At 70.6% G+C, this 13,597-nt stretch carries 14 protein-coding genes and 1 pseudogene; 9 read left to right on the top strand and 6 right to left on the bottom strand.

Annotated features, from left to right (window positions below; translation table 11 throughout):
* Window positions 1–55: 55 nt before the first annotated feature.
* Entirely contained in the window at window positions 56–2,839 is a 2,784-nt protein-coding gene (locus SGFS_RS01435) for an FAD-binding and (Fe-S)-binding domain-containing protein (RefSeq protein WP_286246958.1), read from the bottom strand.
* Between the two features lie 209 nt (window positions 2,840–3,048).
* Between SGFS_RS01435 and SGFS_RS01430 the strand changes: the two genes are divergently transcribed.
* From SGFS_RS01430 to SGFS_RS01420, 3 genes are all read left to right on the top strand, one after another.
* Entirely contained in the window at window positions 3,049–3,699 is a 651-nt protein-coding gene (locus SGFS_RS01430) for a TetR/AcrR family transcriptional regulator (protein ID WP_286246957.1), read from the top strand.
* A gap of 34 nt (window positions 3,700–3,733) precedes the next feature.
* Entirely contained in the window at window positions 3,734–4,132 is a 399-nt protein-coding gene (locus tag SGFS_RS01425) for a cupin domain-containing protein (protein WP_286246956.1), read from the top strand.
* A 76-nt stretch (window positions 4,133–4,208) separates the two neighbouring features.
* The gene (locus SGFS_RS01420; protein ID WP_286246955.1) at window positions 4,209–5,441 is read left to right on the top strand and encodes an MFS transporter; all 1,233 of its coding nucleotides are present in this window, start codon (window positions 4,209–4,211) and stop codon (window positions 5,439–5,441) included.
* 134 nt (window positions 5,442–5,575) lie between these two features.
* Here the strand turns inward: SGFS_RS01420 and SGFS_RS01415 are convergent, their stop codons facing one another.
* Together SGFS_RS01415 and SGFS_RS01410 are read right to left on the bottom strand one after the other, a co-directional pair.
* The gene (locus SGFS_RS01415; protein ID WP_286259729.1) at window positions 5,576–6,163 is read right to left on the bottom strand and encodes an HAD-IIA family hydrolase; all 588 of its coding nucleotides are present in this window, start codon (window positions 6,161–6,163) and stop codon (window positions 5,576–5,578) included.
* A 380-nt stretch (window positions 6,164–6,543) separates the two neighbouring features.
* Window positions 6,544–6,879: pseudogene (locus SGFS_RS01410) on the bottom strand (biotin carboxyl carrier protein); the annotation flags it as partial.
* A gap of 291 nt (window positions 6,880–7,170) precedes the next feature.
* Here SGFS_RS01410 and SGFS_RS01405 point away from each other — a divergent pair.
* The 3 genes from SGFS_RS01405 to SGFS_RS01390 all read left to right on the top strand — a co-directional run bounded on the left by SGFS_RS01405 (window position 7,171) and on the right by SGFS_RS01390 (window position 9,959).
* Window positions 7,171–7,821 (top strand): hypothetical protein, encoded by a 651-nt coding sequence (locus SGFS_RS01405; RefSeq protein ID WP_286246953.1) that lies wholly within the window; start codon window positions 7,171–7,173, stop codon window positions 7,819–7,821.
* Window positions 7,822–8,234: 413 nt separating this feature from the next.
* Entirely contained in the window at window positions 8,235–8,513 is a 279-nt protein-coding gene (locus tag SGFS_RS01400; protein WP_286246952.1) for a hypothetical protein, read from the top strand.
* A gap of 513 nt (window positions 8,514–9,026) precedes the next feature.
* The gene (locus tag SGFS_RS01390; protein ID WP_286246949.1) at window positions 9,027–9,959 is read left to right on the top strand and encodes a hypothetical protein; all 933 of its coding nucleotides are present in this window, start codon (window positions 9,027–9,029) and stop codon (window positions 9,957–9,959) included.
* Between the two features lie 17 nt (window positions 9,960–9,976).
* Here SGFS_RS01390 and SGFS_RS01385 read toward each other — a convergent pair whose 3' ends face one another.
* Window positions 9,977–10,189, bottom strand: a complete 213-nt coding sequence (locus SGFS_RS01385) for a hypothetical protein (RefSeq protein ID WP_286246947.1) — start codon at window positions 10,187–10,189, stop codon at window positions 9,977–9,979.
* Window positions 10,190–10,200: 11 nt separating this feature from the next.
* Between SGFS_RS01385 and SGFS_RS01380 the strand changes: the two genes are divergently transcribed.
* From SGFS_RS01380 to SGFS_RS01370, 3 genes are read left to right on the top strand one after another with little or no spacing between them, the layout of a single operon-like run.
* Window positions 10,201–10,488: a hypothetical protein gene (locus SGFS_RS01380; protein ID WP_286246946.1), complete on the top strand. Its 288-nt coding sequence runs from the start codon at window positions 10,201–10,203 to the stop codon at window positions 10,486–10,488.
* A 12-nt stretch (window positions 10,489–10,500) separates the two neighbouring features.
* Entirely contained in the window at window positions 10,501–10,869 is a 369-nt protein-coding gene (locus SGFS_RS01375; protein WP_286246944.1) for a HEAT repeat domain-containing protein, read from the top strand.
* A 54-nt stretch (window positions 10,870–10,923) separates the two neighbouring features.
* Complete coding sequence (locus tag SGFS_RS01370; protein WP_286246943.1) at window positions 10,924–11,172, top strand: hypothetical protein; 249 nt, start codon at window positions 10,924–10,926, stop codon at window positions 11,170–11,172.
* A gap of 332 nt (window positions 11,173–11,504) precedes the next feature.
* Here the strand turns inward: SGFS_RS01370 and SGFS_RS01365 are convergent, their stop codons facing one another.
* Entirely contained in the window at window positions 11,505–12,866 is a 1,362-nt protein-coding gene (locus SGFS_RS01365; protein WP_286259727.1) for an IS1380 family transposase, read from the bottom strand.
* Between the two features lie 110 nt (window positions 12,867–12,976).
* A complete protein-coding gene (locus tag SGFS_RS01360) occupies window positions 12,977–13,504 on the bottom strand; it encodes a GNAT family N-acetyltransferase (protein ID WP_286246941.1) in 528 nt (175 codons plus the stop codon).
* Between the last annotated feature and the right edge of the window lie 93 nt (window positions 13,505–13,597).

The following is a 13,597-nucleotide window of genomic DNA, read 5'->3' as shown; positions in this document are numbered from 1 at the left end:
CGTCAAGACCTGTCGGTCGTTGCGGACGGCGGCGCGAACGGCCGCCGTCCGGGTCTCAGACGCGCGACGCGAACAGCTCGGCCAGATGCCGGGTCGACACCCCGGCCAGATCACCGAGCTGGACACGACAGGACATGCCGTCCGCCAGAACCACCGCGTCCGAGTGGGCTCGCACCGCCGGGAGGAGGTGCGTCTCGGCGACCGCGACGCTGACCTCGTAGTGCCCCTTCTCCACACCGAAGTTGCCGGCCAGGCCGCAGCACCCCGGCACCTTGGTGACGGTCGCGCCGGCCCTCTCCAGCAGACGCTGGTCGGTGTCCCAGCCGATGACCGCGCTGTGGTGGCAGTGCGGCTGCGCGACGACCTCCACACCGGTCAGGTCGGGCAGCGGCAGGTCGAGGCGCTCGACGAGCTCGGCGAAACTCAGCACCCCCGACGCCACCACGTCGGTCTCCTCGGCGTCGCACAGCTCCCGCGCGTCGCTGCGCAGTGTGGCGAGGCAGGACGGTTCCAGCGCCATCACCGGGATCCCGCTGCGGACGTGGTGCGCGAGCGTCCGCACGGTCCGCGCGACGAGGGTCCGCGCGCGGTCGAGCTGGCCGGTCGTGATCCAGGTCAGGCCGCAGCAGGCGTCCTCCTGGATGACGCGGACCACGAGGCCGTGTGACTCGAGGAACCGGATCGCCGCCAGGCCGGACTCCGGGAAGAAGTGGTCGGTGAAGGAGTCGGCCCAGATCAGCACGTCGGCCGGCGCCTCCGCCACCCGGGAGGTGTCCGTCGCCCGCCGCAGCGTGGGAGAGGCGAACCGCGGCAGGGACCGCCGGTGGTCGACCCCGGCGACCCACTTGGCCAGGCCGGCGAGCGGCTTGACGCGCAGCAGCAGGTTGGTCAGCGGCGCCAGCGGCGCGGTGAGTCGGGCCCACCTGGGGAGCTGCCCGAGGAACACGTGCGACCTCGGCCGCCTCATCCCGGTGACGTCGTGCCGTTGGTGCAGCACCTCACTCTTGTAGGTGGCCATGTCGACGCCGCTGGGGCAGTCGCTCGAACATCCCTTGCAGGCCAGGCACAGGTCGAGTGCCTCCGCCACGGCCGGGTCGTTCAGACCGCCGCGCAGCAACCCGCCGTCGAGCGCTTCCTGCAGCACCCGGGCACGGCCGCGGGTCGAGTCGCGCTCGTCCTTGGTGGCGAGATAGGACGGGCACATCACTCCGGCGGTCTTCGGCGCCACGCACTTCCCGACACCTGTGCAACGGTGCACTGCGGCACCGAGGTCTCCGGCGTCGTGCACCAGGCGCAGACCGGTGCGCACCGGTGCCTGAGGGCGTACCGGGCGCAGGTCGTCGGTGATCGGAACCGGGTCGGCGATGATGCCCGGGTTGAGGATGCCGTCGGGGTCGCAGACCGCCTTGACCTGCCGGAACAGGGCGAGGGAGGCCTCGTCGTACATGAGCGGCAGCAGCTCGCCGCGGACCCGGCCGTCACCGTGCTCTCCCGACAGGGTGCCGCGGTAGTCGCGCAGCCGTGTCGCACAGGCGGTCATGAATTCGCGGAACACCCCGGCCGAAGCGGGGTCGCCGGGCCTGAAGGGGAAGTCGATGCGGCAGTGGATGCAGCCGTCGCCGAAATGGCCGTACGGAATGCCCTGAAGGCCGTGCACCCGCAGCAGTTCCTCGAAGTCGCGCAGCCATGCGCCCAGGTTCTCGGGCGGGACGGCGGCGTCCTCCCATCCTCCGTACGCCGGTGTCGGCAGCGACCTGCCCGCGAGCCCGGCGCCGTCCTCACGGATACGCCACAGGGCAGCCGCCTCACGCGGGTCGTCCACGAGCTTGGTGTCCAGTGCGGCGCCGGCGGTGACGAGCCGTCGCACCGCGTCCTCGCCCGCGACCTCCGCGAACAGCCAGCCACTTCCCCGTGGCAGGTCGGGGACGGGTGAGCCCTTCGCGCGCACCAGACCGACGATGCGTGAGTCCATGCCCTCGCACGCGACGAGACGCCCCGGTGCCGCGGCGAGCAGCGCCGGGACGGCATCGGCCGCGTCGGCCATCGTCGGGTATCCGAGCACCAGCATCCTGCGATCGACTCGGTCGTCGACGAGCCGGACCGTCGCCTCGAGGACCGTGGCGAGGGATCCCTCGCTGCCGACGAGGAACCGGTCGACACGGCGCCGCTCAGGCAGCAGGTGTTCAAGGCTGTAGCCGCTGATCTGGCGGCCGAAGCGGCCGAACTCGGTCCGCAGATGGGCCAGGTTCGTGTCCCCGACGGCCGCCAGCCGCGCCGCGGTGACGCCGCCGGCCCGACCGCCCTGTTCAAGGGCCAGTTCGCCGTTGCCGTAGAGCACGCGCAGCGACTCGACGTTGTCCACCGTCCGTCCGTAGCCCAGCGCCCGCGACCCGCAGGCGTTGTTCCCTATCATTCCGCCGACCGTGCAGCGGCTGTGCGAGGACGGATCCGGCCCGAACCGCAGTCCGTGCGGCGCCGCCGCGCGCTGCAGGTCCGCGTGGACCACGCCGGGTTCCACGCGTGCCGTACGCCCGTCCCGGTCGATGTCGAGTATCCGGTTGAACCGGCGGGTGTCGATGACGATGCCGCTTCCGACCGCGTTGCCGGCGATGCTCGTACCCGCACCGCGCATCGTGACCGGAACCCGCAACTCACGCGCCACCCCATGAGCGGCGATCACGTCCTCGGCGTTCCGCGCCTTCACGACCGCGGACGGCACGACGCGGTACAAGCTCGCGTCGGAGGAGTACAGCGCTCGTGTCACCGACGAGTCGTCGAACTCGACTCCAGCCACGCGGAGAGCGGCGGCGAGGTCATCAGGCTGTGCTGGGATCGGCATGCCTCAGACTAACTAACGTAAGGTAGTTTCGCTACTTGAACAGGTCGCTCTCCGGCGGACGAGTCGACGGAGCGTGAAGAGGCAAGACTGGTTGAGCCTGACTAACGTAAGGTAGTTTCCGACGTCACGCATCGCTGTGCCGGCCTCGACCGCACGCACGGTCGAGGCCGGACACCCTCGGGTCTTGGACGTCGGCGAAGGAGGATTCGGTGGGCAACGAACGGTGGCCCGGCGCTGTCGAGGAGTTCGGCCAGCACCTGGGCAAGCTCGACTGGAGCAGCCAGAGCGCGTCCCGGCGGGCGATCCTCGAGGCGTTCCTCCGGCTGGCCACCGAGAACGGGTTCAACTCGGTCACCATGCGCATGATCGCCAAGGAGATGGCGATCAAGGCCCCGAGCCTGTACAACCACTTCCCGGACGGCCGCGACGAGATCGTCGCCGAGTCCCTCCGCTGGCACTTCTACAAGTTCGGCGTCGCCGTACTCGACGAGGTGCGTGGTGTCTCCGACCCCAGGGAGGGCTGGCGCCGGATGGTGCATGTCCACCTGACCCGGCAGATCCAGCTTCCCGAAAGCAACCTCTGGGACCTGCTGGTCGCGACCGACCAGGTCGTCCACTTCCTCCCGGCGAAACTCCGTCAGGAAGTCGACGCCTGGGTCGATCTGTACGAGGCGCTCTTCCGCGCCGCGGCCGAGGACATGGGCTTCGGCCCTTCGGTCCAGCAGGTCAAGCTCGTCATGACGGTCCTCGAAGGCGCGAACCGCTGGGCCATGTGGGACGGCAGGCCGCGCTCGCTCGCGGCGCTGGTCGAGAAAGCCCACACCGCGACCCTCGCTCTGCTGGAAGTCGCGAAGGACTGAGGGCCGGCCTTCGCCAAGAGGAAGGGGACAGACGATGACGCCGCGGAAATACCCCTCCGGACCTCTCGCCCGCCGGAAGGAGCAATGGCCCGGAGGCCACGCCTTCGTGCCGCCGGGTGAGGGCCGCCGACCGGGAGTCGCCCTCATGGAGTGGGAACTGCGGGGCGAGTCATGGACGGACGAGCATCCGCACGACGAGTTCAACTACGTCCTGGAAGGCCGCCTGTTCGTCGCGTGCGACGGAGAGACCGTCGAGGCGGTCACGGGCGACGTGATCCAGGTCCCGGCCGGGAGCGTCGGGCGTTACTGGGCACCGGAATACGCTCGTATGCTCGCCGTCTACGGCCCCAACCCGCAGGGGCTGGAAAGCCGCGTGCACGCCTACACGCGACTGGAGCCGCCGTCGGAGCGCTCCGGCGGATCCCCCTCGTAGCAGCTGCTTCAGCCCCGGGACGAAGCGCATCCTCTGCCCGGTCGCCATCTGTCCTACCTCACGGAGAAGCATTCTCATGGACCAGGCCGTGCGCCGGCGCCGTCACGCGCTGTTCCTGCTCTTCCTGCTGGCCGGAATCGCCATGTCGTCGTGGGTGACGCGCACGCCCGCCATCCGGGACCGGTTGGACGTGTCCACCGCACAGATGGGACTGGTGCTGTTCGGGCTGTCACTCGGCTCCATGGCGGGGATCTCCTTATCCGGGCGGCTGGTGTCCGGGTTCGGGACGCGGCGCGTGATCGCCTGGGGGACATGGCTGCTCATGGCCGGCATGGCCGTGATCAGCGTGGGCAGTCTCGCCGCGTCTGCAGCGGTGGTGGCCACGGGACTGTGCGCTTTCGGTGCCGGTCTCGGCGTCGGCGACGTCGCCGTGAACGTCGACGGCACGGATGTCGAACGGGTCAGCGGCAGGACCACCCTGCCCGCCCTGCACGGCTTCTTCAGCCTGGGCACGGTGGTCGGAGCCGGTGCGGGCATGGCGGCCACGGCGGCCGGGGTGCCGGTGCAGTGGCACCTCGCGGCGGTCGTTCCGCTGGCCGCGGGACTCTACCTCTGCTCGGTGCGCGCCATCCCGGCGGGCACCGGCCGCACCCTCCCCGAGGAGCCGCACGGAGCCGACGGCGGAGGGCGCCACCGCCCGGCGGTGTGGAGGGACGGGAAGCTCCTCCTCATCGGTGCGATCGTGATGGCGATGGCGCTGGCCGAGGGCTCGGCCAACGACTGGCTGCCGCTGCTCATGGTCGACGGGCACGACATGGACGCCACATCGGGTTCTCTCGTCTACGCGGGATTCGCCGCCGCGATGACAGTGGGCCGCTTCTCCGGCGGGTTCTTCGTGAACAGGCTCGGCCGCGCCGCCGTCGTCAGGGCCAGTGCGGTGTCCGGGGCACTCGGCCTGCTCCTCGTGATCGTCTCCGACAACGCTGTCCTCGCCGGAGCCGCCGTGCTGTTGTGGGGGCTGGGTGCCTCGCTCGGCTTCCCCCTCGCGCTCTCGGCCGCCGGGGAGTCCGGCCCCGACTCGACGGCCCGGGTCAGTCTGGTCGCCGTCATCGGCTATGTCGCCTTCCTCGTCGGGCCGCCCGGCCTCGGCTTCCTCGGCGACCACATCGGCCTGCGCCCCGCCATGCTCGTCGTCCTCGCCTGCGTCGGCTGCGCCGCCTTCCTCGCCCCCGCAGTCGAGACCCGGCCCCGCGTCGCCGCGGTGTCCGCCCGCGACGCCGACGCCCCCGCCACCGCTGACGACGCCTGACCTGGGCAGGCCGGCGCACCACATCCGGTCAGGCGGTCGCAGGCAGGAGATCCGAGGAGCTCGCCGACACCGTCAAGGGTGAGGCGCGATGTTTGCTCCGGCGGCAGTGCCGAGTACCGGTCCGCGGGGTGGACTCAGGTGGTCACCGCGATGGTGAGGGCGTCGGCGTGACGGGCCATCGCCATCTCCAGTTCCGGGTCGTCTCCGACGACGGATAGCTCGTGCGGGGCGGCGCCGAGCCGTTTCGCCGCGCACCCGAGGCCGATCGGCGAGGGCTTGCCGACGACCTGCTCGGCGACGCCCGTGACACTGCTGATCATGGCGCAGATGGCCCGGGACGTGCCCAGGGCCCTGCCCTCGGCGCTGGCGAAGAACACCGACTGCGAGCTGCTGTACAGGTTGGCCCCGTCGAAGACGGCATGGCAGGCGGCCTCGAGGTCGTCCATGGTGAACTCGCGGTACCAGCCGACCAGTACGGCGTCGGCTTCCGGCCTGCCCTTGGGTGCGACGCTCTCGATGCCCGCGCGGCGGAGCGGTTCCTTGAGACCTTCGCCCCCCAGCACCAGCACGCTTCGGTGGCCCATGGCCACGAAGTGGTCGACGGCGTTGGTGGCGGGGGTGAGCATGGCGTCGTCGGGCAGGTCGAAGCCGATGCGGCGCAGTGCCTGTGCGTAGGCCTCGGGTGTACGGGTCGTGCCGTTGGTGAAGGTGAGCCAGGGCAGGCCCCGGGCGGTGAGGGCGGCGGTGACGTCCAGGGCCCCGGGCAGGGGGCGAGTCCGTGGTTGCGCCGGCGCCCAGAACGAGCGTGCCGTCCAGGTCGAAGACGATGCCGCGGATGTCGCGCAGGCGGTCTTTCAGTGAGGCGGCGGCTTCGTCCGCCGTTTCGGCGGTCATGGTGCAGCTCCAGTCGGAAGTCGGGCCGTTCCAGGATCAGTTCGGGTATCGCAGGGCGCGTTCGCAGGCCGTGGAGCAGGTCCAGTACCGGCTTCACCGCGGGGTCGTGGTGCCGCCGGGCCGGACCGGCGGCCACCATGGCGTCCACCTGCTCGGTGGGCATGGTGGCCCGCAGGAGCAGTTCTTCGTCGCTGATGCCGCGCGGGAACCGTTTCCGCAGTTCGGCGACGGTCGACGGGGGTGGTTCCGCGGCGAGCTCCCTGGCCTGCGGCCGGTCGAGGATGCGGTCGGCGATGTCCGGGGCGACGGGGGCGGTGGGGCGGCCGAAGCTGCCGAGCACGTACCGGATCACCTGGTCGGTGACGTTCTCGTAGCGTTCGGCGCCGATGACGTTGTACAGCGCCTGAGTGCACACCATCTGCGGGAAGGGGGTGACCATGATGGGGAAGCCGAGTTCGGCGCGCACTCGGGTCACCTCCTCGATCACGGCGTCGAAGCGGTCACCGAAGCCCAGTTCGTCGAGCTGGCGGCGCAGGGTGGTCATCACGCCGCCCGCCACCTGGTGGCGCATGAACGCGGCGTCGAAGTCCCGTGGACCGCCGACGGGCAGTCCTTCGGCCTCGGCCATGTGGTGGAAGTAGTCCGCCACGACCCCGAGCAGCCGGTCGTCGACGTTCACGGTGTGGCCGAACTCGCCCAGATTGGCCACGATTTGCTGGGCGTTGGGCAGCGAGGTCCGGCCTGCCAGGGCTCCACAGGCGACTTGGAGGGCCTGTACCCCCAGGTCGGCGGCCTTGAGGTAGGTCAGGCCGGGCAGGCCGATGGCGCAGTGGAAGTGCAGTTCCAGCGGATTGCCGGCGAGTTCGCGGATGACCTGGCCCTGGCCCGGCTCCTTTCGGCCCAACTCCTCACCCACGCCGCACCGGACAGCGCTCCGAGCGCGCTGGTCACGGACCTGCGCACCGCAGCCCGCCAGTGGCAGCGCGAGGCAGAGGCATGGCATCACGTCGTCGACCTCGACGACCCCAGCGCACACCCGCTCCTGCCCCCGTACGGCTACCTCGCACGCCGCCGAGGCCAGACATCTCCGCTGCCCCAGCCCCCCGCCGCGCATCCCGCCTGCGTCATTGCTGCCACCATGGCGCTGCGCGCCGGACGCCTGCTGTACGGCCCGGCCTGGCAGCCGGACGAAGGAAGCCGCATCCGACCACGCAGGCCGCCCGGCATCCTCGCGGAGGCTGGGGGAGAAGCCCGGCTGCTTCACGCCCTGTACCGGATGTTCGCAACGGGCCGCTTCCTGGCTGCTGTCCTGCCCGCCCTCGTGGAAAGGACGGCGGGCAACCTCGTTACCGACAGTCTCGACCACCGGCCTGCGGACATTGCGGACGCCGTGCGGTTCCTCCCGCCCACCACCGGCAGATCGAACAGATCACCGCCCGGTTCCGCACGGCCGGCACCACCGAAGACGGCCTGTGCACCCGCCTGATCCATCAGGCGCAGGCGCCCGGTCGCCCGATCGCCCGAGCGGGCCTCGACAACGCGATCACAGACCTCTACCCGCCCCGCCCGCCCGCTTTCTCCCGCAGACAAGAGAAGATCATCGAACGCGTCATCGCCGACTCACAACGCCCCATGGCGCAGTTCGCGTCGGCCACCACCCGACTCGCCCAAGCAGCACCAACTCCGCGGCAAGAACGCGAGCTCGGCCCCGCACGCACCCCTTTCGCTACCGCTTACCGCTGGTCCGTCACCGCAGAGCAGCGCGTCCGGCCGCGGTGCACAGCCGGGCCACTCGCACGAGCCGCGGTCTCCGGCAGGATGTGCCTCGGGGGCGCCGGAATCACGGCCGAGCCCGCCCTGCACACTGGGGCGGGGCAACCACCAGGGGAGGGAGCGCAGATGGATGTGGGCTCGGTACTCGGCAACATGGGCCGGGTTGCGGCCGGGGTCGGCCGGATCCTGTGGGCGGTGATGACCGCGCCGACCACGGGCACGGAAGATGACGCCCGGGACGAGATCGGCAGGCTTGCGCAGAAAATCGAGGACGAGGTACCGGAGGAACTGCGGGACCGGGCGTGGGGTCTGGTCCTGACGGCGCTGTACGACGTGCCCCGGGAGATCGAGCAACTGGTGCAGGAACACCAAGTGCCGGACGACGAGGAGCCGCCGGCTACCTGACGGGCATGAGTACATGACGCCTGGCCACCGCGCTCTTCGACGGCGGCTGGACAGCTGAGTACACCGCGCTGTCAGTGCCTCGCCGTAGGGTGCCGGACGTGGCCTCTATCGGCCTCGACTCACAGCTGTAAACCACCGCACTGGCCCCGTACCGCCGCCCGGTAAGCCTGACAGAGAGCAGATCACGCCGTGTTCCAGGAGACCCCCATCTTCAGCCGACTCGTCGCCGAGCGCGGCGACGTCCCCGCCCAGGTACGGGGCGAAGCCGAACGCATACGACGCGACTTGGCCCGCGTTCTGCGTCAGGCGCCTGTATCCTCCCTGAACACACCGCGCAACGCCGCGGGCCCGACGGCTCCCTCCACCGTCTTGTAAGGGTGTGGGGGCCCGGCCGCTTGCCGTGATCCCGCGCAGCACGCCTCGCCCCTTCGGTCCTGGCCGCGCTGATGGCGTCTGGTGGCCCTGTGGCTGGAACGGCCCTTGTTGTCAGTGCTGCCCTTCATGGTTCGGATCATGTTTGAGGGACTTGATGACATCGACTGGGCATCGATGGAGCACGCGTACGGCACCGCCGAGGAGGTACCAGCACTGCTGTGGGCGTTGCGCTCCCCGCACACCGAGGAACGCCGCAAGGCCCTCGACCGCTTCTTCGGCGCGGTCCATCATCAGGGCAGCGTGTACCCGTCGACGGCGGCCAGCCTGCCCTTCCTGTTCGAGCTGGCCGCCGACGGCACCACGCCTGAGTGGGCCGCCGTCGTCGCGCTGCTGGTCAGTATCGGCCGGGAATCCCTCGACCTGGGCTTTGAGGACGACGGCACCGAGATCGAGTACTACCCACCGATGGGCTGCGGGCAGGCCGTCGCCTTCCTGCGCGAGCGGGGTGCGCAGTTCGCCGAACTCGCCCGCGACCGAGACCCGGACGTGCGCCTGGCCACGATCGGAGGGCTCGGACTTTTCCTCGACGACGCCGACCGGGCCGCCGCCGTGCTGCGCGAGCGGCTGGCCGTCGAGCAGGGGATCGCGGCGCGGCTGCGGATCGTTCAGGCGGCGGCCACCCTGGCACTGTGCCTGCCGGCGGCCACGGAACAGGTGATGGGCTGGCTCTCGGGGCTCGCCGCCGACCCGGCCCGGGGCACGGTGACCCGGCTCGCGGCCGTGGTCCAGCGGGCCCGCTGCGCTCCGGATGAGATCGGTGAGGATGCCGTGCCGGTCGCCGTCGGCCTGCTGCGCGGGACTGCCCGCGCCATACCCGTGCGGCCAATCGCACCGGCTCCGAGCTGCCCGGCGGCACCCACGGACAGGTTGCGCCCCAGATCGCCGCCACCTTCGAAGATCTCGACCGGCACACGCGCGTGTACGCACGGACCACAGCTTTGCTGCTTACGTTCCACGAAGCCCTGGGAGCCCGGGTCCCCGAGCGCACCGCAGTGCTGGCCGAGCAGCTGAGCAGCCCCGACCCCGGCTCACGCCTGGACGCGGTCCGTATGAGCGGGGAGTTGATGCTCACCTGGCGCGGGGATCACACCGGCCGCCTCCTGCTGGTCGCCGGCCAGCTCACCACGGCCGACCAGGAGGTCGCCGCCGAGGCTGCGGCCGTCCTGGAGGCATGCCACGCGATCGCCGCCCCGGCCCGGGAGGCACTCGCCGCGCACATCGACGCTCAACGCGCGGCGCACGGCCCTCACGTATGGGCGCGGCCCCCGACGTGCTGCTGCGCAGAAGCCATCAGGAGGCCGTGCGGGCCTTGGCGCGGCTCGGCGACGCACGCGCGCTGCCGAGTCTGCTGGCCGCGCTGGACAGCGGCGTCGACGTCTGGCGTGCGATCCAGGGCGCAGGGCATCTGCCGCAGGCGGCGGACCAGTTGGCGCCCCGGCTCCGCGACCACCTGCACCGGCTCGACCTCTCCCAGCAGTGGAACGAGATGAGCGCCGACGCGATCCTGGCCGCCTTGGCCGCCCTCGGCGATCCGGCCTAGGTCCCTGTGTTCGTGGACACGCTCGGCGCTGCGGTGCGCCATGAGCAGCACGGCGTCACGCGATCAGCCCTGAAGGCGCTGGGGGCGTTCGGCTCGGCGGCAACCGGCGCACGGGACACGATCCGGTCGCTGACCACCGCCACCGACGCGCACGTACGGCCCGCCGCTGTCGCCGCGCTGTGGGCCACCGGCGGTGACCTGGCTGAGGTCATGCCGCTCCTGCTCGGCCTCCTCGACGACCCGATCACCTTCCGGATCAGTGACGCGGCTGATGTGCTCGGCGAGTTAGGGCCGCCGCCCTCCGTCGCACTGCCGCGCCTGCGAGGCCTCCTGACGCACGACTACGAATGGGTCCGGGTGCATTGCGCGGCCGCGCTCTGAAAGATCGCCGGCGAGGCCGAGACACCGCCCGTCCTGGACGCCCTGTTGCAGGCCATGGCCAAGAACCCCGCAACGGCCAACCACATCGTGAACTGCCTGGGCCGCATGGGCCCCCTCGCGGCACCGGCCCTGCCCCTGCTCCGCGAGCAACTGGCCCAGCCCCGGCGCGGCGGCAGGTTCCAGAGCATCGACCACGACGAGGAACTCCAGCGGGTCAGTCGTACCCTCATCGCCCGGCTCGATCCCCCGGCGCCGGCTGGTCCGCCCACCTCGCCCTCGACGACGCGCTCTGGCTGCCCCTGACCCGGGGCCGGCGCCGAGCACACCCCGCCGCGCGTCCCAGGCACCGCCGCCGAACGCGCTGCCGCGCACCCCGGCGTGGTTTGTTGACGGGTCGGTTCTGGCACAACTTTCGTGGTGATCGCAAAGAGTTAGCCTCGCCGTTTCGGTTGGACTGAGGCGGCTGCGTTGATCATCAACTGTTGGGTGGTCGAGGCGATTCTGTTGCCTGGGCATGGTGGAGTCCCGGCGCAATGGTCGGGTTCTCCGGGTCCTTCGGATCGTGGGTGGGCGGGGGCCGCAGGTCAGTCAGCCGGTCGGGGCAGTGCGGCGAGGCGGTGGAAGGCCGTGGCCAGTTAGTGTCTCCAGGGCCAGGTCGCCGAGATCCGCAGGCGGAGGCGGCGTCCACCGCGGGTGAGGCGGGCGGCAACGTGTAGCAGCCGGTAGCGAAGTTTCTTGGGTTCGGCGGCGGCGAGTTCGCCATCCAGCAGGAGGACGCGGGCCCAGGCGAGGAGATCGATCGCCGTGAGGCTGAGTTCAAGCCAGGTGGCGTTGACGTCGAAATGGCGGGAGGGGAAGTGGCCGAAGCCAGTGTTCTTGCCGCACCGGATCTGGTCCTCGACGGTGGCGTGTCCTCGGTGGCGGACCTCGAGGAACTGTGCGGAGCCGCCGCCGGAGTAAGGGGTATCGGTAAGGAATACCTGGTGCCGCAGGCCCTCGTTGTGGTCGAACAGGGACAGTTGGGCGCCGGGGTGCGGTCGTTCGCGCCGCACTGTGATGCGGGTGCCGGCCGGGTAACCGGCGAGGTCGACCATGCCGGTCAGTTCGGCGACCTCGGCGCCGTCTCGCAGTGTCCCGTTCTGGTCCAGGGCGGGATGCCAGAGAGCTTCGGGCAGTGAGCGGATTGCACGACGGACTGGCTCGGTGACCGCGTATCCGACCGAGAACCGCAGGTTCAGCCCGTGCTCGCGCAAGGTCCGGATGTGAGTGAGGAAGGCTTTCGCGGATCCGGCGCTGTCGGCGCGGACCAGGATCTGGGTGCCATACCGGTGAGCGTCGGGGATCTGCGCGAGGGCGTCGTCCAGCACCGCGATGTGATCGGCGGCGGTGTTGGCTCCGGAGTTGCCGGGCCGCAGTCGGCCAGACATGGCCTCGCCGGTGTTCGCGAGGAAGCAAAGCAGCGGATGAAAGCCGAAGCCGCCTTTGTAAGTGGGCGCGGCCTGTTCCTTTTCCGAGTGGGAGGTGATCAGCGTGGCGTCGAGGTCCAGGACCAGGCCGGGAAGTTCTCGTCCGTCGGCCTGGACGGCGGGTATGCCCTGGCCGGTCTCGGCCGCCTGCATCCAGGCGACTTCCCGGGCTGAGGCGCGGGCCGCTCGCAGCGAAGCGAGTACTGCCCCGTCGGTGGCGGCGAGCAACCGCCAGGCGGTGGGCGTGGAGGCGACCGGTCCGAATACCTCGCCCTGGTCCCGCAGCACGGCCAGATCCGCTATCGCCTCACCGCCGTCGGCGAGCATCACCGCGAGATCGGTGAAGGTCCGACCTGGATCGTGCCCGGTGCCACGCGGTCGCAACGGCCTGAGCGCAGTGGAGTAGGCGGAGGTCAGACCGGTGGCATCGGCAAGATCCGCCAGCAAACGTGCGCCCGCGTGCCCGACCACCCCCGAACCGTCAGTGGAGACGTGGAGCTTGGGACGAGAACCGATACCCTGCACGCGCAGAAAGTGCCTTCCACTTGGACCGACAGAACCCCTCGACAACCGTCCCAGCTCAGAAGGCACTTTCGTATTTCCTCCCCGCTTCCGGCCTCATCTCAACCGAAACGGCGAGATCAGTCGCCGAGGATCCGCTCCCACAGCAGCCCGTCCCGCCAGCTCCCGTCGAGAAAGATCGAGGAGTGCGCGACGCCGTACGGGCTGAACCCGTTGCGGCGCAGCACCCGCTGCGACGGCAGATTCTCCAGATTGGTGGACGCCTCGGCGCGGTGCAACCCGAGTTCGTCCGTCATCACCCGAAGTACAAGCTCGACGGCGTGCCCGGCGTGCCCTTGGTTCTGGGCGACACTGGCGATCCAGTATCCGACGGAGGCGCGGCGCAGGTGCGGCTGCGGCAGGATGCCTCCGACGGTGACCTGCCCGATCACCTGGTCGTCGGCGAGTACCACGCCCGGCCAGACCGTGCCGGCTCGGTATCCGGCCAGCAGCTTGTCGATCCGCTCCGCCTGGCCCTCCGGGGTGAAGAAGTCGGCCGGCTGGGCCGGTTCCCACGGCCGGAAAGCCTCGAAGTCCCGCACCCGATGCGCGGCTATCGGGGCGGCGTCGGTGGGCTCGATCAGGCGAATCCTGGTGCTGCTGCGCATGGGCGGGCTGATCCTCGTCGCGGTGCGTCGGATGAGACGGCCAGCCTATGCAAGGGTGCCCGCGCCGCCGCACCCTACGCCCGCCGGAGGATC

Origin of the sequence: Streptomyces graminofaciens, assembly GCF_030294945.1 — a bacterium.
Classification (GTDB): domain Bacteria; phylum Actinomycetota; class Actinomycetes; order Streptomycetales; family Streptomycetaceae; genus Streptomyces; species Streptomyces graminofaciens.
Note: the sequence above shows the minus strand (reverse complement) of the source record. Positions and strands in the feature narration are given on the sequence as shown.

What these genes read in the sequence shown, in the direction of transcription:
- SGFS_RS01400 (WP_286246952.1), top strand. Translation starts at nt 8,235, where the DNA reads ATGGATGTGGGCTCGGTACTCGGCAACATGGGCCGGGTTGCGGCCGGG.
- SGFS_RS01420 (WP_286246955.1), top strand. Translation starts at nt 4,209, where the DNA reads ATGGACCAGGCCGTGCGCCGGCGCCGTCACGCGCTGTTCCTGCTCTTC.
- SGFS_RS01370 (WP_286246943.1), top strand. Translation starts at nt 10,924, where the DNA reads ATGGCCAAGAACCCCGCAACGGCCAACCACATCGTGAACTGCCTGGGC.
- SGFS_RS01380 (WP_286246946.1), top strand. Translation starts at nt 10,201, where the DNA reads ATGGGCGCGGCCCCCGACGTGCTGCTGCGCAGAAGCCATCAGGAGGCC.
- SGFS_RS01360 (WP_286246941.1), bottom strand. Translation starts at nt 13,504, where the DNA reads ATGCGCAGCAGCACCAGGATTCGCCTGATCGAGCCCACCGACGCCGCC.
- SGFS_RS01425 (WP_286246956.1), top strand. Translation starts at nt 3,734, where the DNA reads ATGACGCCGCGGAAATACCCCTCCGGACCTCTCGCCCGCCGGAAGGAG.
- SGFS_RS01435 (WP_286246958.1), bottom strand. Translation starts at nt 2,839, where the DNA reads ATGCCGATCCCAGCACAGCCTGATGACCTCGCCGCCGCTCTCCGCGTG.
- SGFS_RS01390 (WP_286246949.1), top strand. Translation starts at nt 9,027, where the DNA reads ATGTTTGAGGGACTTGATGACATCGACTGGGCATCGATGGAGCACGCG.